Here is a 25,423-nt window from a genome sequence, read left to right on the forward strand (position 1 = left end):
GCCGTTCTGAAGAGGAACCCAATGGTAGCTGATTGCCAAGGTAATAGAAAGGGTTGCGTTTAACGTCAACAAAATAAGGCATTTTTTAATGGATCAGTCTTGATCGGGAAACGTAGAAGTGCCACCCTGACCCGTGGTATACAGAAAGAAGAAAAGCAGGGACAGGTCCTTTATTTTTCTGTACTTTTTGTGCAAGTGCGAAATAGCGCATGGTGCGGCCAGCTCCGTAACAAGGCAGATAGGCAGGATGCAATGGCAGATATTCAGCTGACAGCCGAAGATGTACAAAATCTGTTGCGGGAGCCGTCCCCTGAGATCCGGGTGGATTTGGCGTCCAAGGTCGCCCGTCAGTTTGATGCGGTTGATCTTTCGGAATCCGAGCGTGAAATTGCCGAGGAGATTTTTCGTATCATGGTGCAGGATGCCGAGGTGCGTGTCCGTGAAGCGCTCGCGCTGAATCTCAAGGACAATTCGATGGTGCCGCGGGATGTTGCCCTGTCATTGGCCCGGGATGTAGACAGTGTGTCTTTGCCCCTGTTGCAGTTCTCCGAGGTACTGACCGCCGAAGATCTGGTTGAAATTGTCCGAAGTCAGAAAAGTCAGGATGTTCTCAAGGCTGTCGCCAAGCGCCGGGTTGTTGAGGCAAATGTTGCTGATGAACTGGTGAACCGGGGTGATGCAGACGTGGCAGCCACGTTGGCGGGAAATGCCGGTGCCGAGCTGACCGAAAAGTCCATGCTGAAAATTGTGGAGCGGTTTGGAGACCATGAAGTTGTGCATGGGCCATTGGCAACCCGTGCCTATTTGCCGGTAACGGTTACGGAGCGCTTGGTAAACCGTGTGTCGGAGGCACTGAAGGAGCATATTCTTCACCGCCATGAATTGCCCCCTGACCTCGCTGCCGATCTGGTGATGCAAACGCGGGAACGTGCGGTTATTTCACTGTCATCCGAATCATCGGAAGATGATGTAGAGCGTTTGGTACGGCAGATGTCAGATCATAAGCGTTTGACGCCGTCGATCGTTGTGCGCGCCATCTGCATGGGTGATCTGGTTTTCTTTGAATATGCGATGGCAGCCCGTTCCCGCCTTCCTGTTGTCAACGTACGTCGCTTGATCCATGATAGTGGTGCCTTGGGCCTGAAAGGTATTTTCCAGAAGTGCCGCATGCCGGAAAATATGTATCCTGCCGTTCGCGCTGCCATTGATGTCATTGCCGAAACAGACTTTGACGGCGAGGATGGAGATATTGAGCGTCACCAGCGCCGGGTTCTGGAAAGAATTCTGACCCAGTATGGTGATCTGGGTGTTGATCTTGAGAAGTCCGATCTTGAATACCTTCTGGCCAAGGTCGAAAAGCTGCCTCATCCCACGGGTGGCATTTCGTAGCCTTTGCCTCTGTATTTCTGTAGAAAAAAGCTCCCCGGATAATTGCCGGGGAGCTTTTTGTTATTTCATCAGGTCTCGCAAGTTTCTGGCAGAGGCCTCAAGACGAGTGCCCCTGCCAGTCTTCTTCCAGGATCAGAAGTTGATACGTCCGGTCAACATGCCATTATGCGATACATAACCGGCGCGCATTTCCGCATCGTAATCAGCACGTACTTCCCACACACCATCAGACGTCGTATAGCCCATGCCGGCACCGACAGTACCGCCCAGTTTCGACGGCTTGAGACCCGGTGTCTGGATGGTTGCGCCGGCTCCGGCATACTTGGCTGTAGCCGTGGCATCATCACCCAAGAATTCATACAGGGCCGCAGCCCGTAGTTCCGGCCGCAGCTCTGCCCCGGAGCGCATCGTATGATCATAGGCAACAACACCCCCCAAGCTTCCTTCCAGGATTTGGGTGGAGGGTGGGTTGATCGTCAGGTTTGACCCTTCAGCCCCGGTTTCCGTGTAGCTGGACGGGCTGTTGTAGCTGTAGAACATCCCGGCCTTCGGAGTCAGGGTTACCGCCCCCTTGTGCAGAGGCATGCCGACAGCAGTACTGGCCGAGTACTGGTGCGCATCGTATTCACCGTTTGCGGTACGGTTCAGGCCGCCAAAGGTGATCCGGCGCGATGTCTTGATGGTATTGTAGGCCCAGGCCAGTTGACCTTCGACAAAATACCGGCCCGGCTCGTAAGATCCGTACAAGGCAACCTGATAGGAGTTGATGTCGGTCTTGGATTGGCCGCTGTCCTTTCCTTTGACATCGGACTGAGCATAGCTGAGTGCCCCGCCCAGACGAAGCGTTTCCGTTACCTTGTTGTCCAACCCGATGGTGGCCCCATAGGTGTTGGTGCGGTTCCCGGCGACACCATTGCGGGCCTTCTGGGTGGCAATTCCGCCAGTCACTTTCATCCACGCCCCGTTGCGACGGGTATCATCACCGGCGGCGATACCGCTTTGCTGAAGGCCGGCGGTCTGGGCTTCCCCACGGGTTGCTGCCAAGCGTGTTGAGACAGCTCCGGCCGCTGCGCGCGAAGCGCCTGTAATGGCTTGGGTTGCGGCAACATTGCTGCTGGTGGTGCTTTGCTCGGCGGCCAGCTTGATATCGGCAGCATTACCCGATAGCACAACCTTTTCATAAGCTTGGCGCAGGTCACCGTCTCCGGTCTTTTCAGCGACAGCCAGACCGGAGGCAAACGCCTTGGCCACGGTTGCACTGGCTCCGCTTCTGGATACCAGATCTGCCGTTTTTGCACTGCTGGAAGATCCAATCAGGTAAGAGCCGTCGCTTTTGTTGGTCATCCTGTAATCAAGAATGTTGTTATAGGCATTGTTTTCGATCTTCAGGATGATTTCCTTCAGTTTGTCCTCGGTGACAGTGCCTTCAAACACGCGAATAGCTTTATTGACGACGCCGGAAACGTTAAGGGTTGTTTGGTCAAAGTCGAAGCTATTGGCCTTGATCCAAGCATTCGGGTTTTCTGCCGACAGATTGATCCTGGAGCCGTCTTTAGACTCAAACTTCCCGGCAACGTCCAGCTGATTATCCAGGTTCAGCGTGCTTCCGGCATCATTGGTATAGTCACGCTCAACTTTCATCGCGGCGTTGATGTTGTGGGTGCCTTGGTTGGTGTAGTTTCCTTTGACCGTTGTTGCGGCTTTGGTGTTGTGGATGCCTTCGTTGGTAACGTTATCGGAATACGTTACGGCGATGTTGTCTTCAAACACAGTGTTCCCGCGGATGAAAATGTCCCGCACGTAGTCGTAAGATGGTGCCCCTGCACCTTCTCTTTTGTGGGTACCGCCACTGTATTCAACCCGCCCCAGGCGTTTCCCGGCTTCACCCAGCCGGGTATTAAGGATCTTCGTTTCGCCAAGGTTAGCAGAGAACCGGAAGGTTCCATCCCCGTCGTTCTCGCCAACCACCTTTTTCAGGCCGGTTGCATCGCCGCGCATGTCAACTGTTATTCCCTTGGCAACGGTCCATATACCACCGCTGGCGTCTTCCGTGATTTCTAATGTTGCTTCGTCATCGGGGTTTGTTGGCTTGAACAGCGCATTCTTTGCATGGAATTGGGTGTAGGACAGGGTATTCCCCGTTACGATATCAATCCGAACATTACCAACCTGCTTGCTGGCCTCACCGATACTGCCCCCGGAGTTGTCTGCAGTGGCATTCTTGATATGAAAATTGCCGGCACCGTCATTTTCAACGCGCAGGCGCCCCTTCAGGGCATCAAATTTTTTCAGCTCATTATCTTTCAGCCAGATGTCCTTCTTTGATGCAACCTTCATCAAGTCCATTCGGCCTGTCAGGAAGATATCCTCTTCATTATAGATATCGCCTTTGGCCTTCCCGATAACACCAGTGTCACGGGTTTCCAGATGGAGCGTGCCGCCTGTGCGATAGGCGTCTGCACGGCCATATGCGGGGAATTTGTCGGCATCGTCCGCTACAGTTTTTGCAGCTTCTGCGGCCTGAATATCCCGGTGGGCGATGGCCTTGGCGATGGTTACGTTGGCTATGCGTTGCAGATATTCTGCTTCTTCTACAGGGGTAGCTTTTTTACTGTCCAGAGTTACGCCAAGGGTAACCAATTTGGACCGCAAGGCGGCGTTGGCCGTTTCCAAGGTCGTTTTTGCTGTATGCGCTGTTTGTATGGCATGGTGGTTGTTGATTGCGGCCTGAAGGTCATCAATTTCCGTCTGAAGGTCATCAATTCCTGCGCTGTCGCCTGGGGTGTACCCTGCAATAGCGGCAAGGTTTGCCGGTTTGTTGCCGCCTGCCAGGCCGTTTCCTTCAGCCACATTTATGATCGCGGTGGGTGATGCATTCCCGAGCTTGCTGAAAACATCAACAGTCCTCTTCTGCGCTTCCGCCGCTGTTTTCTGCGCTTCCAGAGTGTTGGATGGCGTTGCAACGGCTTCTTCGTCTCTTGTTTCGGCTGTTTCCAGAACCGCCCGCACATCTCCCAAGGTGGGTTGATCGCCCAGAGCAAGTCCAGCTGCTGCTACCTTGTCTTTGATATCTTGTTTTTTAGCCTCTATCGCCTTCAGGTCCCGATAGGCTTTGGTCAGGATCTCGAGGCGCGTGCTTGGTGTATCCGGCAAAGCCTGCCCATTATCCGTCCAGTTGTTATTGCCGCTGAGCCGTTTTATTTCAGCTTCAATCTGTGCCGTAGTCAAATCCGCAAGTTTGGTGGTGGTGGCCCCCGTCAGAACAGTCCCCCCGGTTTGCAATTCGGCCCCGGTCAGGCCAGTGGACAGAACTTCCACATCACCCCACGTTTCTTCTGTTGTGTCTGCCAGATCGGACAGGGCGTTGACCTTGTCATCCTGTGCATAGCCCTCAAGAGCAGAAAGCTGCATGGTATTGGTTTCTTGCAAAGCATTATCAACAGCCTTGAGCTTTGTATCAAGATCTGTTGCATCCAGATTGCCTTCCAGGGCTTTGGCTTTTTCCCACACGGTGTAGGCCGCTCGTTGCTCAGGAGTCCAACCGTTCCGGACGCTCTCGGCGACCGCAGTGGCTTCATCCCAGTCATTCTTTGCAACCTTTACAGCAGCAACAGCCTTTGCCTTGGCTGTGCCCAGTGTGCTCCGCAATGCGCTGAGTGTGGGGTCGCCTATGGCCAAGAGATTGTCGTCATCATCCTTTAGCCCTGCTGTGCCCAGAGCAGTTCTCAGTGCAGCGATATCGCTACTTATTGTTCCGATTGTCGTTCTGAGGGTTTTTGCGGTAGCGCCTTTTGTTTTTGCGTCAGCTTTGACCGTAGTAAACTCTCCGGTCAGGCCCGCCGTGTTGATCTTGCCAAGGGTGCCTTGAACGGCAGTCTTTTTGTTACTATCGCCCAGCAGAGCAGACACAGCCCGGGCGCGTGCCTCGACGCTACCATCTGTGAATCCTGTTCGCGGTGCCGTCAGGCCGTTGGTTATGGCTTCCGCTTCCGCTTTGATGACGTCAAGGGCAGGGGCATTCGCGCCAATCAGAGTGCCGAAGGTGACAGCGGTGCCCCCGGTTCGTACCCTCAACCCACTCAGGCCATCAATCCGGGCTTTCAGGTCTTGTACGTCTTGCGTCTTCAGGGCTTGTAGCGCGGTATTCCGTCTTTCGGCTGCTTGCGCAGTCCTAATTTCCCCTTCAAGGCGGGCAATGGCAGTATCAGGCGTTTCTCGCTGTCCCTGTATTGTCGTGTTTCGTGCTAGTAATGCATCCAGAACCGCAGCGTATCCCGCCGTGTCGGTTGGCACAGTGCTTTGTCCTGCCAAGTCCCTGTAGATTTTCTCCTGCGCCAGAAACTGTCTGTAGGTACCTGTCTGGCCTGTCAAACCTGCGGCAGTCCACAGATTGCTTGGGGCCGTTTCCCCCAGCTTCTGTTCCAGCCAAGCTTGTGTATCAGCTTGAGCTTTGTTTAATTCTTTGGTGGCCTTTAGGCTATTTTTAGCGCTCCTCTCTCCCTCAAGAGCAGGTTTTCCCTTCAGCGTTCCTCTATCAAAAGCCACGGGGTGTGCAACCAGAATGCCCGCATCAAAGTTTCTCGGGGTTGTGGCCACAGCATTGGCCAACTCGGGCAGCTTTTTCTGCCCCGCTGCACTTGCGGAGCCGGTGAAGGTCTGGGTGCTAGCTGTTCCTGACCATCCTGTATGGAAATCAAAGCCTTCTACCTGTGACGCAAGCCCCGGCAAAGGTGCAGTATTTGCTTTTTCCCCGACCACAGCATCGTAGCCCGCTGCGGTTATCCCTGCCTTTGCCAGCGCATTCTGTGCCTTGGTTGTTGCATCCGTCAGCTCACGCTTTTTGCCATCTATCCTGGCTTTAGTAACGCAGACTTCGATATTACCTGCCTTGTTTGGGTCAAAGGCTTCATCAGTGTCGCAGTTTGTCGCATACGCGATGCCGGGCAGGGAAAGGGCAGCGGCCAAAGCGGTGGTGGCCAGAAGGTTTGTACGGATTTCAGACATAACGGGGGAATAATCCTTGTGTATGAACGCCAGACAAAAACGGCACACGAACCGCGCACCATGACAGATCGCCAAGAGCAATCATTAAATATCCGGGCATTTATACGAAAATTATCTGATAAGATGAAATATATTTTATTATTTTTTTATAAAAAAGCGTGCACAAGCACGACCTGTGCTTCTCAGGATTACAGGCCCGTCTTGCGACGAAATAAAAAACAGGATGCGCTAGAACAAACGCTCACCACGCTGGATGGCCAGCGCCATGCGGAACGATGCGGCCATGCGTTCCGCGCGTATGCACAATTGTTCCGCCGGTTCAGGGCAGAACACATCAGTTGTGGTGGCGCGGAACAGGGCCAGCCACTGGGTAAAGTGATGATCCTGCAAATCAGGCAAAGCCAGATGCGCGGGCAGTGGGCGCCCGTCATAAGTGCGGGTGCCCAGCATCATGGAACACCAGAACTCCACCATCTTGTCCAAGTGTGGTTGCCAGTTGCCTTGGATTGTGCTCTCGAACACTGGCCCCAGATCAGGGTGTGCTTGTACGCGGTCGTAGAAAGCCAGAACCAAACGGCGCAGGGAATCCCGGTCGATCACCGCAGCCCGTTCCTGCGGGGTCCACGCGTGCCAGTGGGGGTGATCGACCGGTGCCATGGCGTTTATTCCGGCACGGCGGTTTGCAGTGCCAGGGCGTGTAACTCTCCGCCCATTTTGCCCTTCAGTGCCGCGTACACCATCTGGTGCTGTTGCACGCGGCTTTTGCCGGCAAACGCGCGGGATATAACCCGGGCAGCATAATGGTCACCATCTCCGGCCAGATCTTCAATCACCACGTCGGCGTCGGGAAAAGCCTCGCGGATCAGGGCTTCGATATCAGCGGCGTGCATGGCCATGGTCTATCGTGTCCTTTCGCTGTGTTGTGCTGCTTTCAGCCGGCCATGTAATCCGGCAGCCAAGCTTCGTGGGTATGGTGGAGATCTTTCACAGTGGGACCATGTTGATTGTTAACGATGATGCGATCACCGCCGGTGCGCCCGATCACGCGGGCTGAAACCCCGGCCCCGGCAGCCCTCGCCAGAATGGCGCGTGCGGGTTCACCATCGTCTGTCACCACAACATAACGGCCTTGATCTTCACCGAACAGGGCTGCATGCAGCGGGCCACCAAAGTCAAGCGTCAGCTCTGCCCCGATGCTTGATGCCATCGCCATTTCGGCAACTGCGGCCAACAGGCCTCCATCCGAGACATCGTGCACCGTACGGGTATGGCCACACTGAATCACCGAGCGCACAAAGTCACCGGTCTTGCGTTCATGGTGCAGGTCAACCGGCGGCGGGGCACCGTCTTCCCGGCCAAGGATTTCGCGCAGGTAAAGAGACTGCCCCAGCCAGCCCCGCCGTTCTCCCTGACCAACCAGGATAATCGTTTGCCCTGGTGCCTGGAATGGAATGGTTGCTGTTCGGTCCAGATCCTCGATCAGCCCGACACCGCCGATAGCTGGTGTTGGCAAGATCGCTTGGCCACTGGTTTCATTATACAGGGACACGTTACCCGAAACCACGGGGTAGTCCAGCGTGGTACAGGCTTGCGCAATACCCTGGCAGGCCCCGACGAACTGCCCCATGATGGCGGGTTTCTCCGGGTTGCCGAAGTTCATGTTGTCGGTAATGGCCAGAGGGCGTGCGCCAGATGCCGTCAAGTTCCGCCAGCTTTCGGCCACAGCCTGTTTCCCGCCTTCAACAGGGTCAGCCTTGACATAACGTGGCGTGCAGTCGGTTGTCATGGCGAGGGCGCGATTTGTGCCGTGCAATCTGACAACAGCCGCATCGCTACCCGGGCGAACCACGGTGTCGCCCATCACCATGTGGTCGTACTGTTCCCATATCCACCGGCGACTGGCCATGTCCGGGCAGGAGAGAAGCTTTGGCAGAACTCCTGTCCACGCATGTTCCGGTACGTCATCGGGGGGCAGCTCTGGCTGTGGTGGGGTAGGGACCCACGGACGATCATATTCCGGGCTGGCTTGGGCCAGGGGGTCAATCGGCAAGTCACCAACCACTTCGCCGTGCCACTTCAATACCATGCGCCCGCTATCGGTCAGGGTGCCAATAATAGCAAAATCCAGTTCCCATTTCTCGAAGATACGGCGGGCCATGTCTTCCTTGCCCGGAACCAGTACCATCAGCATACGTTCCTGGGATTCAGACAGCATCAGTTCGTAGGGAGTCATGCCGGGTTCACGCATGGGAACCTTGTCCAGTTCCAGCTCCACGCCCATGCCACCCTTGGAGGCCATCTCAAAGGAAGATGACGTGAGGCCGGCAGCCCCCATGTCCTGAATAGCCACAATTGCATCGGTGGCCATCAGCTCCATACAGGCTTCGATCAGGAGTTTTTCCGTGAACGGATCACCAACCTGTACAGTCGGTCGCTTTTCCTCGGCCCCTTCACCAAATTCAGCCGAGGCCATGGTGGCGCCATGGATGCCATCGCGCCCGGTTTTGGAGCCAACGTAGACAACTGGATTTCCCACCCCTGCTGCGGCAGAGTAGAAAATACGGTCTTGGCGGGCAACGCCAACCGTCATGGCATTGACCAGAATGTTACCGTTGTAAGACGGGTGGAAGTTAACCTCGCCGCCGACAGTGGGCACGCCAACACAGTTTCCGTACCCACCAATCCCCGCTACAACACCTGATATGAGGTGGCGTGTCAGGGGATGTTCCGGAGCACCGAAACGCAGGGCATTGAGATTGGCGACAGGACGGGCACCCATTGTGAACACATCCCGCAAAATGCCGCCGACGCCCGTTGCTGCCCCTTGGCAGGGTTCGATAAAGGACGGGTGATTATGGCTTTCCATCTTGAAGACAGCGGCCAAGCCTTCGCCGATATCAATGATGCCGGCATTCTCACCCGGGCCGCAGATCACCCACGGTGCTTTGGTTGGCAGTGTTTTCAGCCATTTCTTGGATGATTTGTAGGAACAGTGTTCCGACCACATGACCGAGAAGATCCCCAGCTCGGTCAGGTTGGGTTCCCGCCCCATGATCTCCAGAATCAGCGCATACTCGCCTTGGTTCAGGCCATGGCTTGCAATAACATCCGGGGTCAATGCGGTCATTGTGACAGGGTCTCCACCAGGGAATCAAACAATGGCTTGCCATCCACGCCGCCGAGTTTCTCGTCAGCTAGTCGTTCAGGATGGGGCATCATGCCAAGGACCGTTTTGCTTTCATTAAGGATGCCGGCAATGTTGTTACGGCTGCCGTTGATGTTTGCGCGCTCACCCACAACGCCATCAGCAGTGCAGTAACGGAAGGCGACCTGCCCATTGTCTTCAATTCGGGCAAGGGTTTGGTCATCTGTGAAAAAGTTTCCATCATGATGGGCAACCGGGATGCGAATGACTTGTGCCGGCGTGTACCGCCCCGTGAACGGGCTTTGGTTGTTTTCTGTTCTCAGAAAGACATCACGGCAGATAAAGGCCAGGTTGCGGTTGCGCATCAAGGCACCGGGGAGAAGGCCAGCTTCGGTCAGGATTTGGAATCCGTTACAGATCCCCAGAACACGGGTTCCCCGTGCGGCCAAGCGTTTGACTTCACGCATGACAGGGCTTTGTGCAGCCATGGCACCACAGCGCAGATAATCCCCGTACGAAAAGCCGCCGGGGATGGCAACAAGGTCAAGATGATCAGGAAGCTGGCTTTCACGGTGCCAGATCATGGCCGGAGCCTTGCCCGAACTTTTCTCCAGGGCGACAGCAAGGTCTCGGTCGCAGTTGGAGCCGGGAAATACAATAACGGCGGCTTTCATCGGATATCCTGCTATATGTCAGGAGACGGGGTGGTGTTCAGGTCACCCCGGTCAGGGGCGCACCTGATTCCGGCTTATGGCTCTATGGTGATTGTGTAATTTTCCATAACGGTATTTGCCAGCAAGTCCCGGCAGGCTTTTTCCACCAGTGCACGGGCTTCTGCTGGATCCGTTGCGCCGAGTTCCAGCTCGATATACTTGCCTTGGCGAACATTGTCGATACCGGCAAGCCCCAAGTTTCTCAGCGCCCCTTCAATAGCCTTGCCCTGTGGGTCCAGAACCCCGTTTTTCAGGGTGACGTGTACTTTTGCCTTCACGGATTTTAGTCCTTCCGCAGAAATATCGGGGAGAGTCTGTCCCTGCCTTATTGCATGGTTGCGGGGCCGGGCATGTCTCGTGGGCCACCTTCGGGCAGGATCCCGAGGCGGCGCGCCACTTCCTGATAGGCCTCTTCCACAGAACCCATGTCACGGCGGAAGCGGTCCTTGTCCAGTTTTTCGTTGGTCTTTACATCCCACAGACGGCAATTGTCGGGGCTGATTTCATCGGCCAGGATGATCTGTGGCTCGCCGCTCTCGTGATAAATCCGGCCAAATTCAAGCTTGAAGTCAACCAAGCGTAGCCCGACCCCAAGAAAAAGACCCGAGAGAAAGTCATTAATGCGCAGGCTGACGGAAAGAATTTCGTCAATGTCCTGAATCGTGGCCCAGCCAAAAGCGGTGATGTGCTCTTCGGAAACCATGGGATCCCCCAGCTCATCATTTTTGTAATAATACTCGACGATTGTGCGGGGGAGCAGCGTGCCTTCGGGAATGCTCAGCCGCTTGGAAAGGGAGCCGGCGGCGCTGTTACGAATAACAACTTCGATCGGTATGATTTCTGCGGCTCTGACCAGTTGCTCCCGCATGTTCAGGCGTCGGATAAAGTGTGTCGGGACCCCAATGTCACCCAGTTTCTGGAACAGGTATTCAGAAATCCGGTTGTTCAGAACACCCTTGCCGGTAATGGTACCCTTTTTCTGGTTATTGAAAGCGGTTGCATCATCTTTGAAGTACTGAACCAATGTTCCGGGCTCGGGACCCTCGAACAAGATCTTGGCTTTTCCTTCATAAATCTGTCTGCGACGTCCCATCGTGAGCGATTGTCCGTTCGTGGCTCCACCCTGCCGTACGGCAGGAGAGCGGAATAGGTACAAGGATGAAGCCGTCCGCCAAGAAGCAGGGCAGGCCGGGGTTCTTCCGGTTCGGAAGCGGTATAGCAGGCGCCATCGTTACCGACAATGGTGAACTGACAGTCTTCCGGGCCTTTGTCAGGGTGGGGTGCGTGGGGAAGGGCAGTGTGCCCGTGTGAGTATGAGTACGATGCACTACGTTATAATTCCTTTTTATATCATATAATTATCTTGTCCCATGAGCTTGTCCTTATGCATCGGGGTCTGTTGCAATAGGTTTTGTAGAGCTTCGGGATCTTTGGTGGGTAATGAATTGGGGATGGATATAAATCCCCGGGTTTTCTTGATTGACCAGATTCTCCTTTTACGGGGTCTTGGTCCGTGATCTCTGGCCGCAATGGGGGATATGTTCAGCATGGCTGAGGTTTTTCGTGATCGTGAGAAAGCATTTGAGGCCCAGTTCGGGCATGATCAGGATCTGGCGTTCCGGATTCGGGCCCGGGGTAATAAAATGCTGGGTCTGTGGGTAGCTGAAGCCTTGGGAATAGCCGGTGGTGGGGCCGAAGAGTACGCGCGCAACCTTGTTACGGTCGCTCTGGAGAAAGCCGGTGAGGAGGGTGTGATCAGGAAGATACTCACTGACTTTCAGGAGCGTGACGTGGATATGACGGAGGCACGTCTGAAAGTGAAGGTCGAGAAAATAATGACCGAGGCAAGGGATAGCATCTTGCATGATGGGTAGCGTCTTGTTTGCTTGTTGCTTGACAAAAAGCCCGGCGTAGTGCCGGGCTTTTTGGTGTGCCTTTGACTTCAGGCAATTTTTTCCCCGAAAACCCGGCGAAATATGGTGTCAACGTGGCGTGTGTGGTAGCCAAGGTCGAACAGTTTTGTCAGGTCTGCTTCCGGTATATGGGTGGTGATGTCCTTGTCCTGCTTGAGAATGGACAAAAGATCACCGTTTCCTTGCCAGACCTTCATGGCATTGCGTTGTACCAGTGCATAGGCATCTTCCCGGCTGACACCCGCCTGTGTAAGCGCCAGAAGGATCCTCTGGCTGAAGATAAGACCACCCATCTGGTTGAGATTGCGTTCGATAGCTTCGGGGTAAATGAGCAGGTTCCTGACAACGCTGGTCAACCGGGCCAAGGCAAAATCAAGGGTTATGGTAGCGTCCGGTGCAATCATCCTTTCAACGGATGAATGACTGATATCGCGTTCATGCCACAAGGCTACGTTTTCCATCGCGGGGATGACATAGCCACGTACCAGACGCGCCAGTCCTGTCAGGTTTTCTGTCAGGACCGGGTTGCGTTTATGGGGCATGGCAGAGCTGCCCTTTTGTCCTTCCGAGAAGAATTCTTCAGCCTCACGCAGTTCTGTCCTCTGGAGATGACGTATTTCGGTTGCAACCCGTTCGATGGAAGAAGCAATGACTCCCAAGGTCGCAAAGTATTCGGCATGCCGGTCACGGGGGATAACCTGGGTGGACAGAGGTTCAGGCTTCAGTCCCAGTTTCTCTGCGACGTATTCCTCAACAAAAGGATCAATGTTGGCAAAGGTCCCGACAGCCCCGGAAATAGCGCATGTTGCTATATTCTCCCGTGCCTGGAGCAATCTGGCGCGTGCTCTCTGGAACTCGGCGTGGAAGCCTGCAAACTTCAGCCCCATTGTGACAGGTTCTGCATGAATGCCATGGCTTCGCCCCATGCAAACCGTCAACCGGTGCTCCAGGGCGCGGGTCTTGAGGGCATCCAGAAGGGCATCGATATCTTTCAGAAGAATGTCTGATGCCTGTGCCAGCTGTACAGCCAGGCAGGTATCCAGAACATCGGAAGATGTCATGCCCTGGTGCACAAAGCGGGCATCCTCACCAATATGTTCGGCCAGCTCTGTGGTGAAGGCAATCACGTCGTGCTTTGTTGTTTGTTCTATGGCATCGATCCGTGCGATCCGTTCAGGCGTGTACGGTTTGTTGCCGTATGTGCGGACAGACTCAGCGGCTTTCTGTGGAATGATTCCCAGTTTTGCCTGAGCATCGCAAGCGTGAGACTCGATCTCAAACCAGATGCGAAACCGGTTGGCAGGTTCCCAGACAGAAACCATTTCGGGGCGGGAGTAACGGGGAATCAAGGCTTTTCTCCTGATAGGATTGGTGTATGGGGGCTTGGACCTGTATGAAGGGGACGGAAGAAGCATCCGGAAAATCCAGTCGGGGCGTATTCCTGTCAAGGAATTCCTGTGATCATGACTACCCGGGCGTTCCCCCGTCGGCGGAGTTGCCAAGTGGATAGCCCTTTTGGCAGTGTAGAAAAGGGTTGTAGCAGGGGAGCGTTGCGGTGCGTACCTTAAGGTTTATTGTCGTCTTCTTATGCATGTTTCTATGGTTTTTCTCTGGTCCAGTAATGGCCCAAGCCTTCAGGATGCCTTGGGAAGATGAAAAGGCAAAAGCACCCGTTATCAATCCGGACAAAATTCATGACGTGAAGGTGGTGAGGGATTCTCTGGAAATCATTCGCCTGCCGGCTGGAGGGAAGATTATTATTTCTTCGGCTCCGGAGGTTGCCAACCTTTACCTAAGAGATCCCGACATGTTGTTTATTGTCGGGCGTCTAAGGGGATCAACCAGTGTCGTCGTTGCTGATGAGGGGCTTGCTCCGGTTTGGAGCGGTTCAGTTATCGTCACAGACGTTGAAGAAGAGGAAGAATGATGGGTTACTTGGGGGGGGCGGAGACTGTCAGGTCCAAGGCGACGGTTTTGTCCCGGGTTATACGGGCTGCCTTGTGAGCCTTGCGCGCAATTGGAATTTTTTGGTCCATACACCAAGCAATCAGGGCAGAGCACAGCAGGGCTGCATCGTAGCTCTTGGATACCTGCCGTCCGCTTTGCATCTGAATGACGCCGCGCACATTGACCGGATCACTGTTGATAATTTCTATGCCAATAACAGTGCCGCTTTCATCTTCTTCATGGCGATCAGCCATGTCTATAGTCATGGCCTTGCATACTTCATCTTGTGTGAAAAGCAGCCTGCGAACCTCTGTTGGCATACTTACTGTCCCCCCCCCTGAGATAGCGCCCTTCATTAAGGCTGGTTGGGTATTCTGTTCCCGTATTCGTGGCGTTGCAAGAGCCGTGCTGCATACTGTGCCGGATTATCTCATTGTTTCGGTATGCTGATGGGTTGTCTTGCTTTACCCTGGACATGAGGGCCTTGAGTCGATTTGCAATCCATGATTGATCTCTTTCTGGTATACCTTGGCGTTATAATGTATGCATACATATTTGCTTTTGGGATAGAAAAGCTACTTGGGATGGCTATTTCATAGTCCTCTTGTATGGTGTGTGGCGCGGGTAATTGACCTTCTCTGCAAGGTTGTGCTTTATAAGTGCTATCGAGTTGTTGAGAGGTGTCTAACGTGAATAGTGAAAAAGATCCTGATCCGATCGACATCCATGTCGGTTCGCGGATGCAGCTGCGTCGTACCTTGATGGGCATGACGCAGGAACAATTGGCTAAAGCCATTGGTGTGTCATTTCAACAGGTTCAGAAATATGAACGAGGTCTGAATCGATTGAGTGCCAGTCGTCTTTTTGATGTGTGTCAGGCGCTTGGTGTTTCGATGCTCTACTTCTTCGAGGATATTACCGAAGAAGTGTTGCGTTCCCGTAAGCGCAACGCTGATGTTATTGATCCTGCTGCCCTTGGTGGGCGGGGTCGGCGACCGGTTGGCGACCTTATGAACAAGACAGAGAGTCTTGAGCTTGTCCGGTCTTATTGGCATATGCCGGCCAATCAGAGAGAGAAAATCAGGGCCTTGGTTGATACCTTGGCAAGAGCTAATCGGGAATGATTGAGACAGGCGCGGTTGAGAGACTCTTCCGCGCCTGCTGCTTGTTTTTTTGATTTTGTTTTGTCTTTGGGGCTTTGATCCGGTATCCCCATTCCTTATAGTTGGTTTTCGAAGCAGATTTACCCTATTGGTTGAGTTTCTGGGTGCATTCAATGCAGGTTCCTGCAGGGTGCCCTTCGGGGTTTGTGTCGGGGCTTCTTTCGCCGTCTTGTTTTGTATGCTTGCCTGGCAAAAGGAAGCGTGCAGTTGATTCTGTATCTGTGTAGTCCGGCTTTTGCCACAGGGGTTGCTCAAGCTGGTTTGGCGTAAGTTTTTGGGGGACTTGCCTGTGTTGACAGATCGTGAAGCTGAGGTGCTCACTTGGGTTGCGCGAGGAAAGAGTACCTGGGAGATCGGTCAGATTCTTAGGTTGGCCGAGAGAACGGTCCTCTATCACATAGAAAATGCGAAAAAGAAGATGGATGCCACAAGCCGGACTCATCTGGTTGTGAAGGCAATGATGGCCGATCTGATCGATCCTTGATCGGACAGGGGGCACATACTTGCGTGCTGAATGGCAGATGAGGAGCCCCCGCACCAAGTGTTTCGGAATATCGAGTTGCCGAGAGCGTCCTTCAGAGCCGAAGCTCCATGCGAGGCGAGAGAGGGGCGCTCACACCCGGTGCAGGGGCATGTGCCCTCGAACAGGAGAGCACGAATGCATACTACACCCTCATTGAATGGCATGCCCCTGTAAAAACACGCAACCCCATAATTTAACGATGATTTTTTCTGGATGATCCTTCCTGAAGCAGGGGGAATGCTTAACATTTTTTACTGGCAGTATCGATTCGTCAGAAACCCTCTGTCTGTATATGGGTCTTTGGTATTGTGTCTTTCCAGAAAACTTTTCAGGCTGTTTTTGCATCTGTTCTGGATGCATGCATTGGAATAACGCTCGCTTTCCTGTCTGTGGCACTTGCAAGCAGGGCGAGCAGTGTGGTTCCGGCAAGCCCGGTCACAATATGGGCGACAGGGCTGTTTCCCGCCGCGTAGGCCGGAATGGTCAGGAAGGGAGTGACGATAACGCCGGTACCAAAAACAAATAGAGAGTGACGGCCCATTCTTCTCAGGCAAACAGAATACGTGTGATCCAGCCATGGTCCCGAGGGGATCACCACGATGCTAAACCAAGCGAGGGCAAGAAAGTGAAGGATGCGCATAGGGTCTGGTAGGCTTTTGTCGATGGGATAAAGCCATGTTGCCAACGTTTGGGGTACGAAGGCGTCGTGCAGTTCCGGAAATTTCCAGCTCCAGGCAAGCAGGAAGCCGGTGCCGAGAATCAGCAGGGCCATGGTGCGGGTGCGTGAGGAGTGGGAGGACGGAAGAAAGCAATCACTGTATAACGCGCACAGACCGCCCAGACAAAAAAGAAACTGCCACCCAAGAGGGTTGAAAAAGAGGGGATTTGCAGCCGTTCCCGGAATAGAAAGTTCAAATAGCAGGGTTGAGGCATACAGGCATGCCGACAAGGCCCCGAGAACAAGCGGGCGGTAGACAAGAAGCGGTAGTGTAAGAGCCATGCCAAGCAGAAGAACAATATAGAGCGGCAGTGGATCAAGAAGCGGCAGGCAGTATTGCAGGGTTACAATGCCCCACCAGGCTTGTGTATCATTCAGCCAGACGGGCAGTTGGCTCCATTCCCCTTTATACGCCGATGATTGTGGCAGGAGCTGTAGGGCACAGGCATTGGCAACGAGCAATCCTGTCAGGAGAAGATACGTTCCGTAGAGCGTTATGGCCCGTTTCAGTATGCGCCTTGCCGCAATCCAATACCCTTTCTGCCGCAGAAGGTTCCCCCATGCCATGGCTGCAGAGTATCCAGCGAGAAAGACAAAGATTTCAGCAGCATCGCTCAATCCGAAGTTCCGGATTGTTATCAGGCCCAGAGGATTGTCCGGCAGGTGGTCCCAGAACATGAATACCAGCGCCAGGCCCCGGAAGAAATCAACCCTGGGATCGCGCCGTTTGGTTGTAGGCAGTGTGGGCGTGACAAGGCCCATGGTGGTATTCTTCTCTCATTTGTGGAAGCAGGCTCGGGCGCGGATGTATAGAAGTGAAACGTTGTCCTTTCAATCGGGATATTTTTCTGTTCAGGCCAATATGTAGACCGATATCTGTTATATGCTTTGTTCCATAGTGATGGTCTTCTGACCGGGGAAGAGTAAAGGGCATCGATTGTGGCTATTGTGCATACTGTTTTTATCAGTGGCGCCAGCCGTGGCATTGGCTTGGCAACAGCTTTGCGTTTCTGTGCCGAAGGATGGCGGGTTATAACCTGTGCCAGGGGGGCTGTGTCTGTGCCGCGTCCCGGGGAATGGAGCGAGCACCTCTGTGCCGATTTATCCTGCCCTGATTCTGTCGAGCGTTTGGTGGAGCAGGTGCATTCGGTCTTGGGTGGTGATCCGTTGCATGCCTTGGTCAATAACGCCGGGATCTCCCCAAAAACGCCTTTCCGTGAGCGTTTGGGGGTCCTGAATGGTGATCTCGATGGGTGGCGCTCTGTTTTCGAGCTTAACTTCTTCACCCCCCTGCGTTTGGCCCGGGGGTTCGCTGCTGATTTGCACCGGGGGCAGGGGGCAATCGTCAATATTACCTCGATTGCCGGGCATGCTGTGCATCCCTTTGCTGGTTCTGCCTACTCCACAAGCAAAAGTGCCTTGTCGGGCTTGACCCGGGAGATGGCGGCTGAAATGGCCCAATTGGGCATCCGGGTTAATGCTGTTGCCCCCGGAGAGATAAAAACAGAAATGGTGTCGAGCGAGTATGAGGCTCTGATTCCACGTATTCCGCTTGATCGTATGGGAACACCCGAGGATGTCGCCTCTTGTGTGTTTCGGCTTTGTTCGTCAGAGTTTGGTTATATAAATGGCAGCGAAATTTTTGTGACCGGCGGGCAGCACTTGTATTAAGTCTGCGCAGGCAAAAGGAGCTTTCGCATGCAGACCAATCCCATCATTCTGCCGTGGCGTGGTGTGACTCCGGCTCTTGACCCTACGGTTTTTGTTGCCCCGGGCGCTAGTGTGATTGGTGACGTGGTGATTGGTGCGGGATCTTCGGTTTGGTTCGGGGCTGTGGTGCGGGGGGATGTTCACCAGATCCGGATCGGGTGCCGCTCCAACATTCAGGACGGGACGGTTGTCCACGTCTCGCGCGGGAAGTCTGGTACCGCGATAGGGGATGATGTTCTGGTCGGTCACAACTGTATTATCCATGCCTGTACCTTGCAAAGTCGCTCCTTCATAGGCATGGGGGCCGTTGTTATGGATTTTGCCGTGGTGGAAAGCGGGGCTATGGTTGCTGCCGGTGCATTGGTACCCCAAGGGCGCAGGATACCGTCCGGAGAATTATGGGGAGGGAGTCCGGCCCGTAAAATGAGGGATCTGACGCCGGATGAGACAGACTTTATCGTCAGCCAGTGCGCGCATTACTCTGCACTGGGAAAAGAGTACCGGGAGATGATCGTCTCACTTTGAGAGACTCTCAGCCGGCACGGATGCGGACATACTGGCCCGGTGCGGGTTCAAGCGGTGTCATTGGGCCATGTTCGGGGTCTCGGGCCGGTATGTCTTCACCACTTTGTGGCTTGAGCCATGCCATCCAGTCCGTCCACCAGCTTCCTTTATGTTCCTTGGCTTTCTGCAGCCAGTCATCCGGTGTTTTGGCCTTCTGGCCATTGGTCCAGTATGCATATTTACCGGCTGCCGGGGGGTTTATAACGCCGGCAATGTGTCCTGATGCGCCCAATACAAAGCGTACCTTGCCCGTGAAAATATGTGTTGCGGCATAGGTCGCTTTCCATGGGGCGATGTGATCCTCGCGGCAGGACAGCATATAGACCGGGGTATCGATGCAGCGCAGGTTTATCGGTGTTCCCTTCAGGGTAATGCCGCCTGGTTTGATCAGGTTGTTTTCCCTGTACATGTTGTGCAGGTAGAAGCTGTGCATGGATGCCGGCATCCGGGTGGAATCGCTGTTCCAGTACAGAAGATCAAAAGGGAACGGTTCCTTGCCAAGCAGGTAGTTATTGACGACAAAAGACCAGATCAGCTCGTTGGAGCGCAGCATGTTAAAGCTGTTCGCCATGTCTGCGCCATCAAGATATCCTGTCCTTGACATCTTGCTGTCAAGAACCTCCAGCTGCTCGTCATCGATAAATACGCTGATCTCACCGGGATCAGAAAAATCGGTCAGGGCTGCCAGAAGGGTGGCAGAGGTTATGCACCTGTCCTGTCCGTTGGCTTTGAGCCATGCCAATGTACTGGCCAGCAGTGTGCCGCCAAGGCAATAGCCCAGGGCATGGATGGATTCCGTGTGTGTCTGGGCCTTGATTGCCTCTATTGCAGCCAGTGGGCCTTCGGTCATGTAATCTTCAAAAGACTTTGCCGCCAGATGTTCATCCGGATTGACCCACGAGATGACAAAGACACTGAAACCCTGATCAACACACCATTTGACGAGGCTGTTGTTCTCTCTCAGGTCAAGAATGTAGTACTTGTTTATCCAAGGCGGAATAATAAGAAGGGGTACATGTTTCACAGTTTCTGTTGATGGCGCGTACTGAATAAGCTGGATAAGGTCATTCTGGAAAATGACCTGTCCCGGGGTGGATGCAACATTCCGGCCGATATCGAAAGCATTCTCGTCGGTCATGGAAATCCGCAGCCGTCCGCGCCCGCGTTCAAGATCAGACAGAAGGTGTTCAAGTCCCTTGATCAGGTTCTCACCGCCAGTCTCAGCTGTAATACGCAGAACTTCGGGGTTGGTCAGAACGAAGTTGGAGGGAGCCATCGCGTCAACAAACTGGCGTGTGTAGAAGTCAACCTTGCGGGCTGACTGTTCATCAAGTCCTTCAACATCCTTGACGGTGCTGCGGATCCAGCGCGCTGTCAAAAGATACGACTGTTTTATGAAGTCGAAGAGCTCGTTATCTTGCCATGCCTCGTCACGGAAGCGTTTGTCGCTCTTGTCAGGCTCTACCACGGGAGGGGCTTTTTCACCCATCATGCGCAAGGCTGTGTTCTGCCAAAGATTGACGTAGTCCTGCCAAAGAGACACCTGAGCTTCGACAAGTCTGGCTGGGTCAGCCATCAGGCGGGTTGTCATTTCCAGGAACGCACCGGCGATATTAAGAGGGTCGAGCGTATCCGGTTCTGCATTTTCGGGATGACGCCGGATAAATTCCTGAATCAGGCGCTGACTGCGTTCTGCAATACTGGACAAGGCCCGGGATATGTCCGTGGGGTCCGGGATCTGGGCGTCCGGGCGCGCTGGATGATCAGGGATCTTGTCCGGCATGGGCGTTTTCTTTCCTGGGTCCTTGATCGTTCAGGTCTTGGTGATGGGGTACAAATCAGGCAGACGAGAGAGGATGGCCCAGAAATCAGGATCTGGGGAGGGAACAAGTAGATGCTATCATGAAGATAGTTTCTGTGAATTTCACTACCTTTCAGTAGATTGTTTTTCTTGGGAGTTATAATAAACCCGGGTGGGGTATGGAACGGGTTTCTCGCAAGGGGAGGATTCAAGACATGTTCAGGGCCTTCTATGTGCACCCTTCGGTCATTTCTCGGTTTCTTGCTGTGCTGATCTGCTGCTTGGAAGTGGTTATGCCTGCCAAGGCTGACGGGACGAATCCGGACCTTGTGCGTGATCAGGCTCATGGATCTGAAGGCCTGGTCTCTGCTCCATCTCATCCAGAGTATGTGCTGGATAGGAAGAGAGAGCAGCCTTTCGAGCAAAAGATTCTGAGCCGCTCTGCTGCTGCGTCTGATGTTTCTGTCGATACAGCACCTGCCCCTGCTGTACCAAAGCCGGTTGCTCCTGTGAAAGCGGAGTCTGTTGTTGATGACGTTGCTCCATCAGCAACGCCAAGTAATGGGGACAGAGCCTTCGTGGCAAAGCCTGTTGTTGATACGCAACCGGAATTTCCAGTTACCGTGCTTGTTGATTCGCAAGGCGTATCTGCTGTCTCTCCCGACAGGGTGAGTATTCCTGAAAGGGCAGCCCAAGAGTCCGGGAAAACCACGTTGGTAGCAACCATTGAATATCAGCCCGCATCTTTTTCTCTCGACCGTACAGACCATGACATTCTGCGCCAAGTAGCACGCCTCAGGCATCAGCGGGGGGCAGATGAGACCGTCCACGTGGTTGGTCACGCTGCATCTTATAGTACAGCCTTGCAACGAGCCCGCAGTGTGGTCAGCGTTCTACAGGCCCAAGGAATTCCTGCTACAGCTCTCTATGCATCGGCTATTGTCATAGGTGACAGGGAGGAGCATGAATCGGAGACTTCTTCGGATGAAGGGGGGCGTTATACCCGGATTTGGTTTGGTTATTGATATTCTATGTTTTTCCTTTTTTTGTTATGAATGTTCCCGAAAATTGCTTTGATCGTATTTTGATCACTGGAAAGCTGTTTTCTGAAAAACAACTATCGCTTCCGTTTGTGTGACGCGGTAAACAGTGCAGTATCAAGTGCGCAGTGTTTTTTCCGGAACGGGACATGGACCAGGAATTTCATCGTATAAAACGCCTTCCGCCCTATGTTTTTGCTGAAGTCAACGCGATGAAAGCAAAGGCTCGTGCTGCCGGGGAAGACATTATTGACCTTGGCATGGGGAATCCCGACCAACCGACGCCACCCCATATTGTTGAAAAACTGATCGAAGCTGCCACCAATCCAAGGGCGCACTGCTATTCCCAGTCGCGGGGTATACCTGGTCTGCGCAAGGCATTGGCGGGGTATTACCGTCGTCGGTTTGATGTCAGCCTTGATCCCGAAGATGAAGTGATTGTTACTATCGGCTCCAAGGAAGGGCTCGCTAATCTTGCCCAAGCCATAACCAGCCCGGGTGATGTTATCCTGTCCCCTGACCCCAGTTATCCCATTCATGCCTTCGGTTTCATCATTGCCGGTGCAGCTGTGCGGTCAATACCCGCCTGTCCCGATGAAGAGTTTTTGCGTGCCTTGGAGCGTGGAGTACGCCACAGTGTTCCCAAGCCGGTTGCTGTTATTGTCAACTTCCCGTCCAACCCGACGGCGATGGTTGCAACGCTTGATTTTTATAAGGATATCATCGCGTTTTGCCGTAAGCATGACATCTTTGTGCTGTCCGATATTGCCTACTGTGAAATTTATTTTGACAGGAATCCTCCCCCATCCATCTTGCAGGTTCCGGGTTCAAAGGACGTGGCGGTGGAATTTTCCTCTATGTCCAAGTCCTACAACATGGCCGGGTGGCGTATTGGGTTTGCCGCAGGGAATCCCAGGTTGATCAAAGCGTTGGCCCGCGTCAAAAGTTACCTGGACTATGGTGCCTTTACACCTATTCAGGTGGCTGCTACAGCAGCCCTGAATGGCCCTCAGGATTGCGTGGAACAGATCCGCACCATGTACCGCCAACGCCGTGACGTTCTGATCGAGGGTCTGCACCACGCAGGTTGGATGGTTCCCAGCCCGCCGGCTTCCATGTTTGCCTGGGCGCCCATTCCACCCGCTTTCAGTCACCTCGGGTCTGTCGAGTTTGCCAAGCTGCTGATGCAAGAGGCCAAGGTCGCGGTTGCCCCTGGCCTTGGTTTCGGAGAGCATGGCGATGGCTATGTCCGCATTGGCTTGGTTGAGAACAAACACCGGATCCGTCAGGCTGTTCGCAATATCAAGGGGTTCCTGCAGCGCCAGGGGGCGGGTGTAGTGTCGGAATCCGAGATCGGGCGCGTTATGGATCGTCCGGTTATATAAACTCCCCCTTAATTCCCAAGGAGCTTGTTTTCTCGTGCCCAATTCCCTGAAGGTTGCTGTTGTAGGTCTTGGTACGGTTGGTGCGGAAACGATCAGGGTCTTGCAGAGAAATGCCCCGGTTATCGCGGCCCGTTGTGGGCGCCCGATAGAGGTTGTTGCGGTCTCTGCCAGAACACCTGGTCGGGAACGTGGTTTTTCCATGGAAGGGATTACATGGTACGACGACCCTGTGGCGTTGGTTTCTGACCACCACGTTGATGTCGTCTGCGAGCTGGTTGGCGGCGAAGATGGTGTAGCTGGACAGGTGGTCAGGGCGGCCTTGGGGCGCGGGTATCACGTAGTTACGGCCAACAAGGCTTTGTTGGCCCACCATGGCGCTGAACTGGCTGCCCTTGCGGAAAAGAAGGGTGTTGCCTTGGGCTGGGAGGCTGCTGTTGCTGGTGGTATTCCTGTCGTCAAGGTCTTACGGGAGGGTCTGTCTGCCAACCAGATAAGCTGCGTTTATGGCATCTTGAACGGTACCTGCAATTATATCCTTACAAACATGCGCGAGACCGGACGGAATTTTGCGGATGTTCTACTGGATGCCCAGAAGCTGGGATATGCGGAAGCAGATCCGTCTTTTGATGTTGATGGTGTTGATACGGCTCATAAGTTGGCGATTCTCACCAGCCTTGCATTTGGTACGCGTACTGACTTTGATGCCATTTATGTCGAGGGTATTCGTTCGTTGACGGCTATGGATATCGCCTTTGCTGACGAGCTGGGATACCGAATCAAGCTGTTGGGAATTGCGCAGGCTACAGATCGTGGTATCGAGCAGAGGGTACATCCTTGCCTGGTTCGCAAGGATGCCCCCATTGCTGCCGTAGAGGGTGTTTTTAATGCCGTTGTCGCCGAGGGTCAGTTTGTCGGGCGTTCGGTCCTGGAGGGCCGGGGTGCCGGTGGTGGTCCGACCGCTTCCGCTGTGGTGGCTGATTTGATGGATATTGCGGCGGGGCGTGTTGGTCCTGTCTTTGGTGTTCCGGTGGCTGATCTTGTGCCTTTGCCGGAGTGGACCATGGAAGCCCGCAAGGGTGCTTATTATGTGCGTCTGATGGTCGAGGACCTGCCGGGTGTTTTTGCCGAGATTGCTGCGGCCTTGCGTGATGCCAAGGTTTCGATGGAAGCGGTTGTCCAGAGAGGTCGTGCGCCGGGTGAGGCGGTGCCGGTGGTCATGATCCTTCATGAGACGGTGGAAGCCGCCTTGAATGACGCGTTGCGCCGGATCCGTATCATTGCTGCTGTTGTTGAGCCTCCGCAGGTTATCCGTATTGAATCCTTCTGACATTCTTTTGCCGGAATTTTTACGGCATAGTTCTCTTTTGTTGATCACGACTGGGCGGAGCCGGTGTTATGGCTGATACATCACGTACACCGGTCCCCGGTCTGGAGCGGAACTTGGCACTGGAAATGTGCCGCGTTACCGAAGCGGCTGCTCTTTCAGCGTCCCGCTGGATGGGGCGTGGTAACGAAAAGGCTGCAGACCAAGCTGCTGTTGACGCCATGCGTCGTGCTCTCAATTCCATTCTGTTTGACGGAACCGTTGTGATTGGAGAGGGAGAGCGCGACGAAGCGCCCATGCTCTATATTGGAGAGAAAGTCGGGCAAGGGCAGGGGCCGAAAGTCGATATTGCATTGGATCCTCTTGAAGGGACCACGATCGTTGCAACCGGAGGAGCCAACGCGCTGGCTGTTGTTGCCTGTGCCGAACATGGGGGTTTTCTCAATGCTCCTGATGTTTACATGGACAAGATAGCGGTTGGTGCAGGTCTCCCGGGTGATCTCGTCGATCTTGATGCAACGCCACAGGATAATCTGGAAGCCTTGGCATCGGCCAGGAAGGCTGCAGTCTCGGATTTGGTTGTGTGTATTCTTGATCGACCGCGTCACAAGGACTTGATCAGGGCTGTGCGGGAAGCCGGGGCACGCATTACCCTGATCCCGGACGGAGATGTTTCGGGTGTGATCGCAACAGCAACGCCGGGTTCTGGCGTTGATATGTATATTGGCAGCGGTGGTGCTCCGGAAGGTGTCTTGGCTGCTGCGGCCTTGCGCTGTATTGGCGGCCAGATGCAGGGGCGACTTTTATTCCGGAACGATGATGAGCGTGCGCGTGCCGCCCGTTGGGGCATTACGGATCTTGATCGCAAATACGGTCTTGCCGATATGGCCAAGGGAGACGTTATGTTTGCCGCAACAGGGGTGACGGATGGTGCCATGTTGCGCGGTGTGCAGCGGTGGCATAACGGGGCGCGGACACATTCGTTGGTTATGCGTTCGCGTTCTGGAACGGTCCGTTGGGTTGATGCCTTGCATAATTTTGATCGCAAGGTAGGCTTCCTGCCTGTCGATATGTAGGACGCGCG

Annotated in this window: 23 protein-coding genes; 12 read left to right on the forward strand and 11 right to left on the reverse strand. The window is 54.1% G+C overall.

The genetic code is table 11. The annotated features are described in order from the left end of the window. Positions 1-252: 252 nt before the first annotated feature. Positions 253-1,389: a DUF2336 domain-containing protein gene (locus HEQ72_RS00390; RefSeq protein WP_168020729.1), complete on the forward strand. Its 1,137-nt coding sequence runs from the start codon at positions 253-255 to the stop codon at positions 1,387-1,389. A gap of 132 nt (positions 1,390-1,521) precedes the next feature. Here the strand turns inward: HEQ72_RS00390 and HEQ72_RS00395 are convergent, their stop codons facing one another. The 7 genes from HEQ72_RS00395 to purC all read right to left on the reverse strand — a co-directional run bounded on the left by HEQ72_RS00395 (position 1,522) and on the right by purC (position 11,344). Continuing rightward, positions 1,522-6,393 (reverse strand): autotransporter domain-containing protein, encoded by a 4,872-nt coding sequence (locus tag HEQ72_RS00395; protein WP_168022289.1) that lies wholly within the window; start codon positions 6,391-6,393, stop codon positions 1,522-1,524. 228 nt (positions 6,394-6,621) lie between these two features. Then, positions 6,622-7,050 (reverse strand): group III truncated hemoglobin, encoded by a 429-nt coding sequence (locus tag HEQ72_RS00400; protein WP_168020731.1) that lies wholly within the window; start codon positions 7,048-7,050, stop codon positions 6,622-6,624. A gap of 5 nt (positions 7,051-7,055) precedes the next feature. After that, the gene (locus HEQ72_RS00405; RefSeq protein WP_066136098.1) at positions 7,056-7,289 is read right to left on the reverse strand and encodes a BolA family protein; all 234 of its coding nucleotides are present in this window, start codon (positions 7,287-7,289) and stop codon (positions 7,056-7,058) included. 35 nt (positions 7,290-7,324) lie between these two features. Continuing rightward, positions 7,325-9,520 (reverse strand): phosphoribosylformylglycinamidine synthase subunit PurL, encoded by a 2,196-nt coding sequence (gene purL, locus HEQ72_RS00410; RefSeq protein ID WP_168022290.1) that lies wholly within the window; start codon positions 9,518-9,520, stop codon positions 7,325-7,327. Beyond that, positions 9,517-10,212: a phosphoribosylformylglycinamidine synthase subunit PurQ gene (gene purQ / locus HEQ72_RS00415; protein ID WP_168022291.1), complete on the reverse strand. Its 696-nt coding sequence runs from the start codon at positions 10,210-10,212 to the stop codon at positions 9,517-9,519. Before purQ ends, purL begins: the two co-directional genes overlap by 4 nt. Before the next feature lie 74 nt (positions 10,213-10,286). Next, a complete protein-coding gene (purS, locus tag HEQ72_RS00420) occupies positions 10,287-10,529 on the reverse strand; it encodes a phosphoribosylformylglycinamidine synthase subunit PurS (RefSeq protein WP_168020734.1) in 243 nt (80 codons plus the stop codon). A gap of 47 nt (positions 10,530-10,576) precedes the next feature. Continuing rightward, positions 10,577-11,344 carry a phosphoribosylaminoimidazolesuccinocarboxamide synthase gene (gene purC, locus HEQ72_RS00425; protein WP_168022292.1) on the reverse strand — a complete coding sequence of 256 codons (768 nt, stop codon included), beginning with the start codon at positions 11,342-11,344 and terminating at the stop codon, positions 10,577-10,579. Positions 11,345-11,409: 65 nt separating this feature from the next. Here purC and HEQ72_RS00430 point away from each other — a divergent pair, with 65 nt between their 5' ends. Together HEQ72_RS00430 and HEQ72_RS00435 are read left to right on the forward strand one after the other, a co-directional pair. Then, positions 11,410-11,562, forward strand: a complete 153-nt coding sequence (locus HEQ72_RS00430; RefSeq protein WP_168020736.1) for a hypothetical protein — start codon at positions 11,410-11,412, stop codon at positions 11,560-11,562. Between the two features lie 236 nt (positions 11,563-11,798). Continuing rightward, positions 11,799-12,125 (forward strand): DUF1476 domain-containing protein, encoded by a 327-nt coding sequence (locus HEQ72_RS00435; RefSeq protein ID WP_168020737.1) that lies wholly within the window; start codon positions 11,799-11,801, stop codon positions 12,123-12,125. Positions 12,126-12,193: 68 nt separating this feature from the next. Here the strand turns inward: HEQ72_RS00435 and purB are convergent, their stop codons facing one another. Continuing rightward, positions 12,194-13,513 (reverse strand): adenylosuccinate lyase, encoded by a 1,320-nt coding sequence (purB, locus tag HEQ72_RS00440; RefSeq protein ID WP_168020738.1) that lies wholly within the window; start codon positions 13,511-13,513, stop codon positions 12,194-12,196. A gap of 272 nt (positions 13,514-13,785) precedes the next feature. On the opposite strand from purB, the gene HEQ72_RS00445 reads away from it, so the two are divergent. Further along, the gene (locus HEQ72_RS00445) at positions 13,786-14,091 is read left to right on the forward strand and encodes a pilus assembly protein N-terminal domain-containing protein (RefSeq protein ID WP_168022293.1); all 306 of its coding nucleotides are present in this window, start codon (positions 13,786-13,788) and stop codon (positions 14,089-14,091) included. Positions 14,092-14,095: 4 nt separating this feature from the next. Here the strand turns inward: HEQ72_RS00445 and HEQ72_RS00450 are convergent, their stop codons facing one another. Then, the gene (locus HEQ72_RS00450) at positions 14,096-14,431 is read right to left on the reverse strand and encodes a hypothetical protein (RefSeq protein WP_168020740.1); all 336 of its coding nucleotides are present in this window, start codon (positions 14,429-14,431) and stop codon (positions 14,096-14,098) included. A gap of 369 nt (positions 14,432-14,800) precedes the next feature. On the opposite strand from HEQ72_RS00450, the gene HEQ72_RS00455 reads away from it, so the two are divergent. Together HEQ72_RS00455 and HEQ72_RS00460 are read left to right on the forward strand one after the other, a co-directional pair. Continuing rightward, positions 14,801-15,235, forward strand: coding sequence for a helix-turn-helix domain-containing protein (locus HEQ72_RS00455; RefSeq protein WP_167804778.1), 435 nt, complete (start codon positions 14,801-14,803; stop codon positions 15,233-15,235). 328 nt (positions 15,236-15,563) lie between these two features. Then, a complete protein-coding gene (locus tag HEQ72_RS00460; RefSeq protein WP_209315422.1) occupies positions 15,564-15,758 on the forward strand; it encodes a helix-turn-helix domain-containing protein in 195 nt (64 codons plus the stop codon). A 367-nt stretch (positions 15,759-16,125) separates the two neighbouring features. Here the strand turns inward: HEQ72_RS00460 and HEQ72_RS00465 are convergent, their stop codons facing one another. After that, positions 16,126-17,277, reverse strand: coding sequence for an OpgC family protein (locus HEQ72_RS00465; protein WP_168019181.1), 1,152 nt, complete (start codon positions 17,275-17,277; stop codon positions 16,126-16,128). A 186-nt stretch (positions 17,278-17,463) separates the two neighbouring features. On the opposite strand from HEQ72_RS00465, the gene HEQ72_RS00470 reads away from it, so the two are divergent. Together HEQ72_RS00470 and HEQ72_RS00475 are read left to right on the forward strand one after the other, a co-directional pair. Beyond that, positions 17,464-18,186 carry an SDR family NAD(P)-dependent oxidoreductase gene (locus tag HEQ72_RS00470; RefSeq protein WP_168019276.1) on the forward strand — a complete coding sequence of 241 codons (723 nt, stop codon included), beginning with the start codon at positions 17,464-17,466 and terminating at the stop codon, positions 18,184-18,186. 27 nt (positions 18,187-18,213) lie between these two features. Further along, on the forward strand, positions 18,214-18,750 hold the full coding sequence (locus HEQ72_RS00475) for a gamma carbonic anhydrase family protein (RefSeq protein ID WP_168019180.1): 537 nt from the start codon (positions 18,214-18,216) through the stop codon (positions 18,748-18,750). Between the two features lie 7 nt (positions 18,751-18,757). Here the strand turns inward: HEQ72_RS00475 and HEQ72_RS00480 are convergent, their stop codons facing one another. After that, complete coding sequence (locus HEQ72_RS00480) at positions 18,758-20,572, reverse strand: PHA/PHB synthase family protein (RefSeq protein ID WP_168019179.1); 1,815 nt, start codon at positions 20,570-20,572, stop codon at positions 18,758-18,760. 233 nt (positions 20,573-20,805) lie between these two features. On the opposite strand from HEQ72_RS00480, the gene HEQ72_RS00485 reads away from it, so the two are divergent. From HEQ72_RS00485 to glpX, 4 genes are all read left to right on the forward strand, one after another. Beyond that, positions 20,806-21,615 carry a hypothetical protein gene (locus HEQ72_RS00485; protein WP_168022295.1) on the forward strand — a complete coding sequence of 270 codons (810 nt, stop codon included), beginning with the start codon at positions 20,806-20,808 and terminating at the stop codon, positions 21,613-21,615. A 164-nt stretch (positions 21,616-21,779) separates the two neighbouring features. Continuing rightward, a complete protein-coding gene (locus HEQ72_RS00490; RefSeq protein WP_168022296.1) occupies positions 21,780-23,015 on the forward strand; it encodes an LL-diaminopimelate aminotransferase in 1,236 nt (411 codons plus the stop codon). 34 nt (positions 23,016-23,049) lie between these two features. Continuing rightward, positions 23,050-24,342: a homoserine dehydrogenase gene (locus tag HEQ72_RS00495; RefSeq protein ID WP_168019176.1), complete on the forward strand. Its 1,293-nt coding sequence runs from the start codon at positions 23,050-23,052 to the stop codon at positions 24,340-24,342. 68 nt (positions 24,343-24,410) lie between these two features. Further along, positions 24,411-25,415, forward strand: a complete 1,005-nt coding sequence (gene glpX, locus HEQ72_RS00500; RefSeq protein ID WP_209315584.1) for a class II fructose-bisphosphatase — start codon at positions 24,411-24,413, stop codon at positions 25,413-25,415. Positions 25,416-25,423 lie beyond the last annotated feature (8 nt).

Source organism: Haematospirillum sp. 15-248 (genome assembly GCF_012102665.1).
Classification (GTDB): Bacteria; Pseudomonadota; Alphaproteobacteria; order Rhodospirillales; family Rhodospirillaceae; genus Haematospirillum.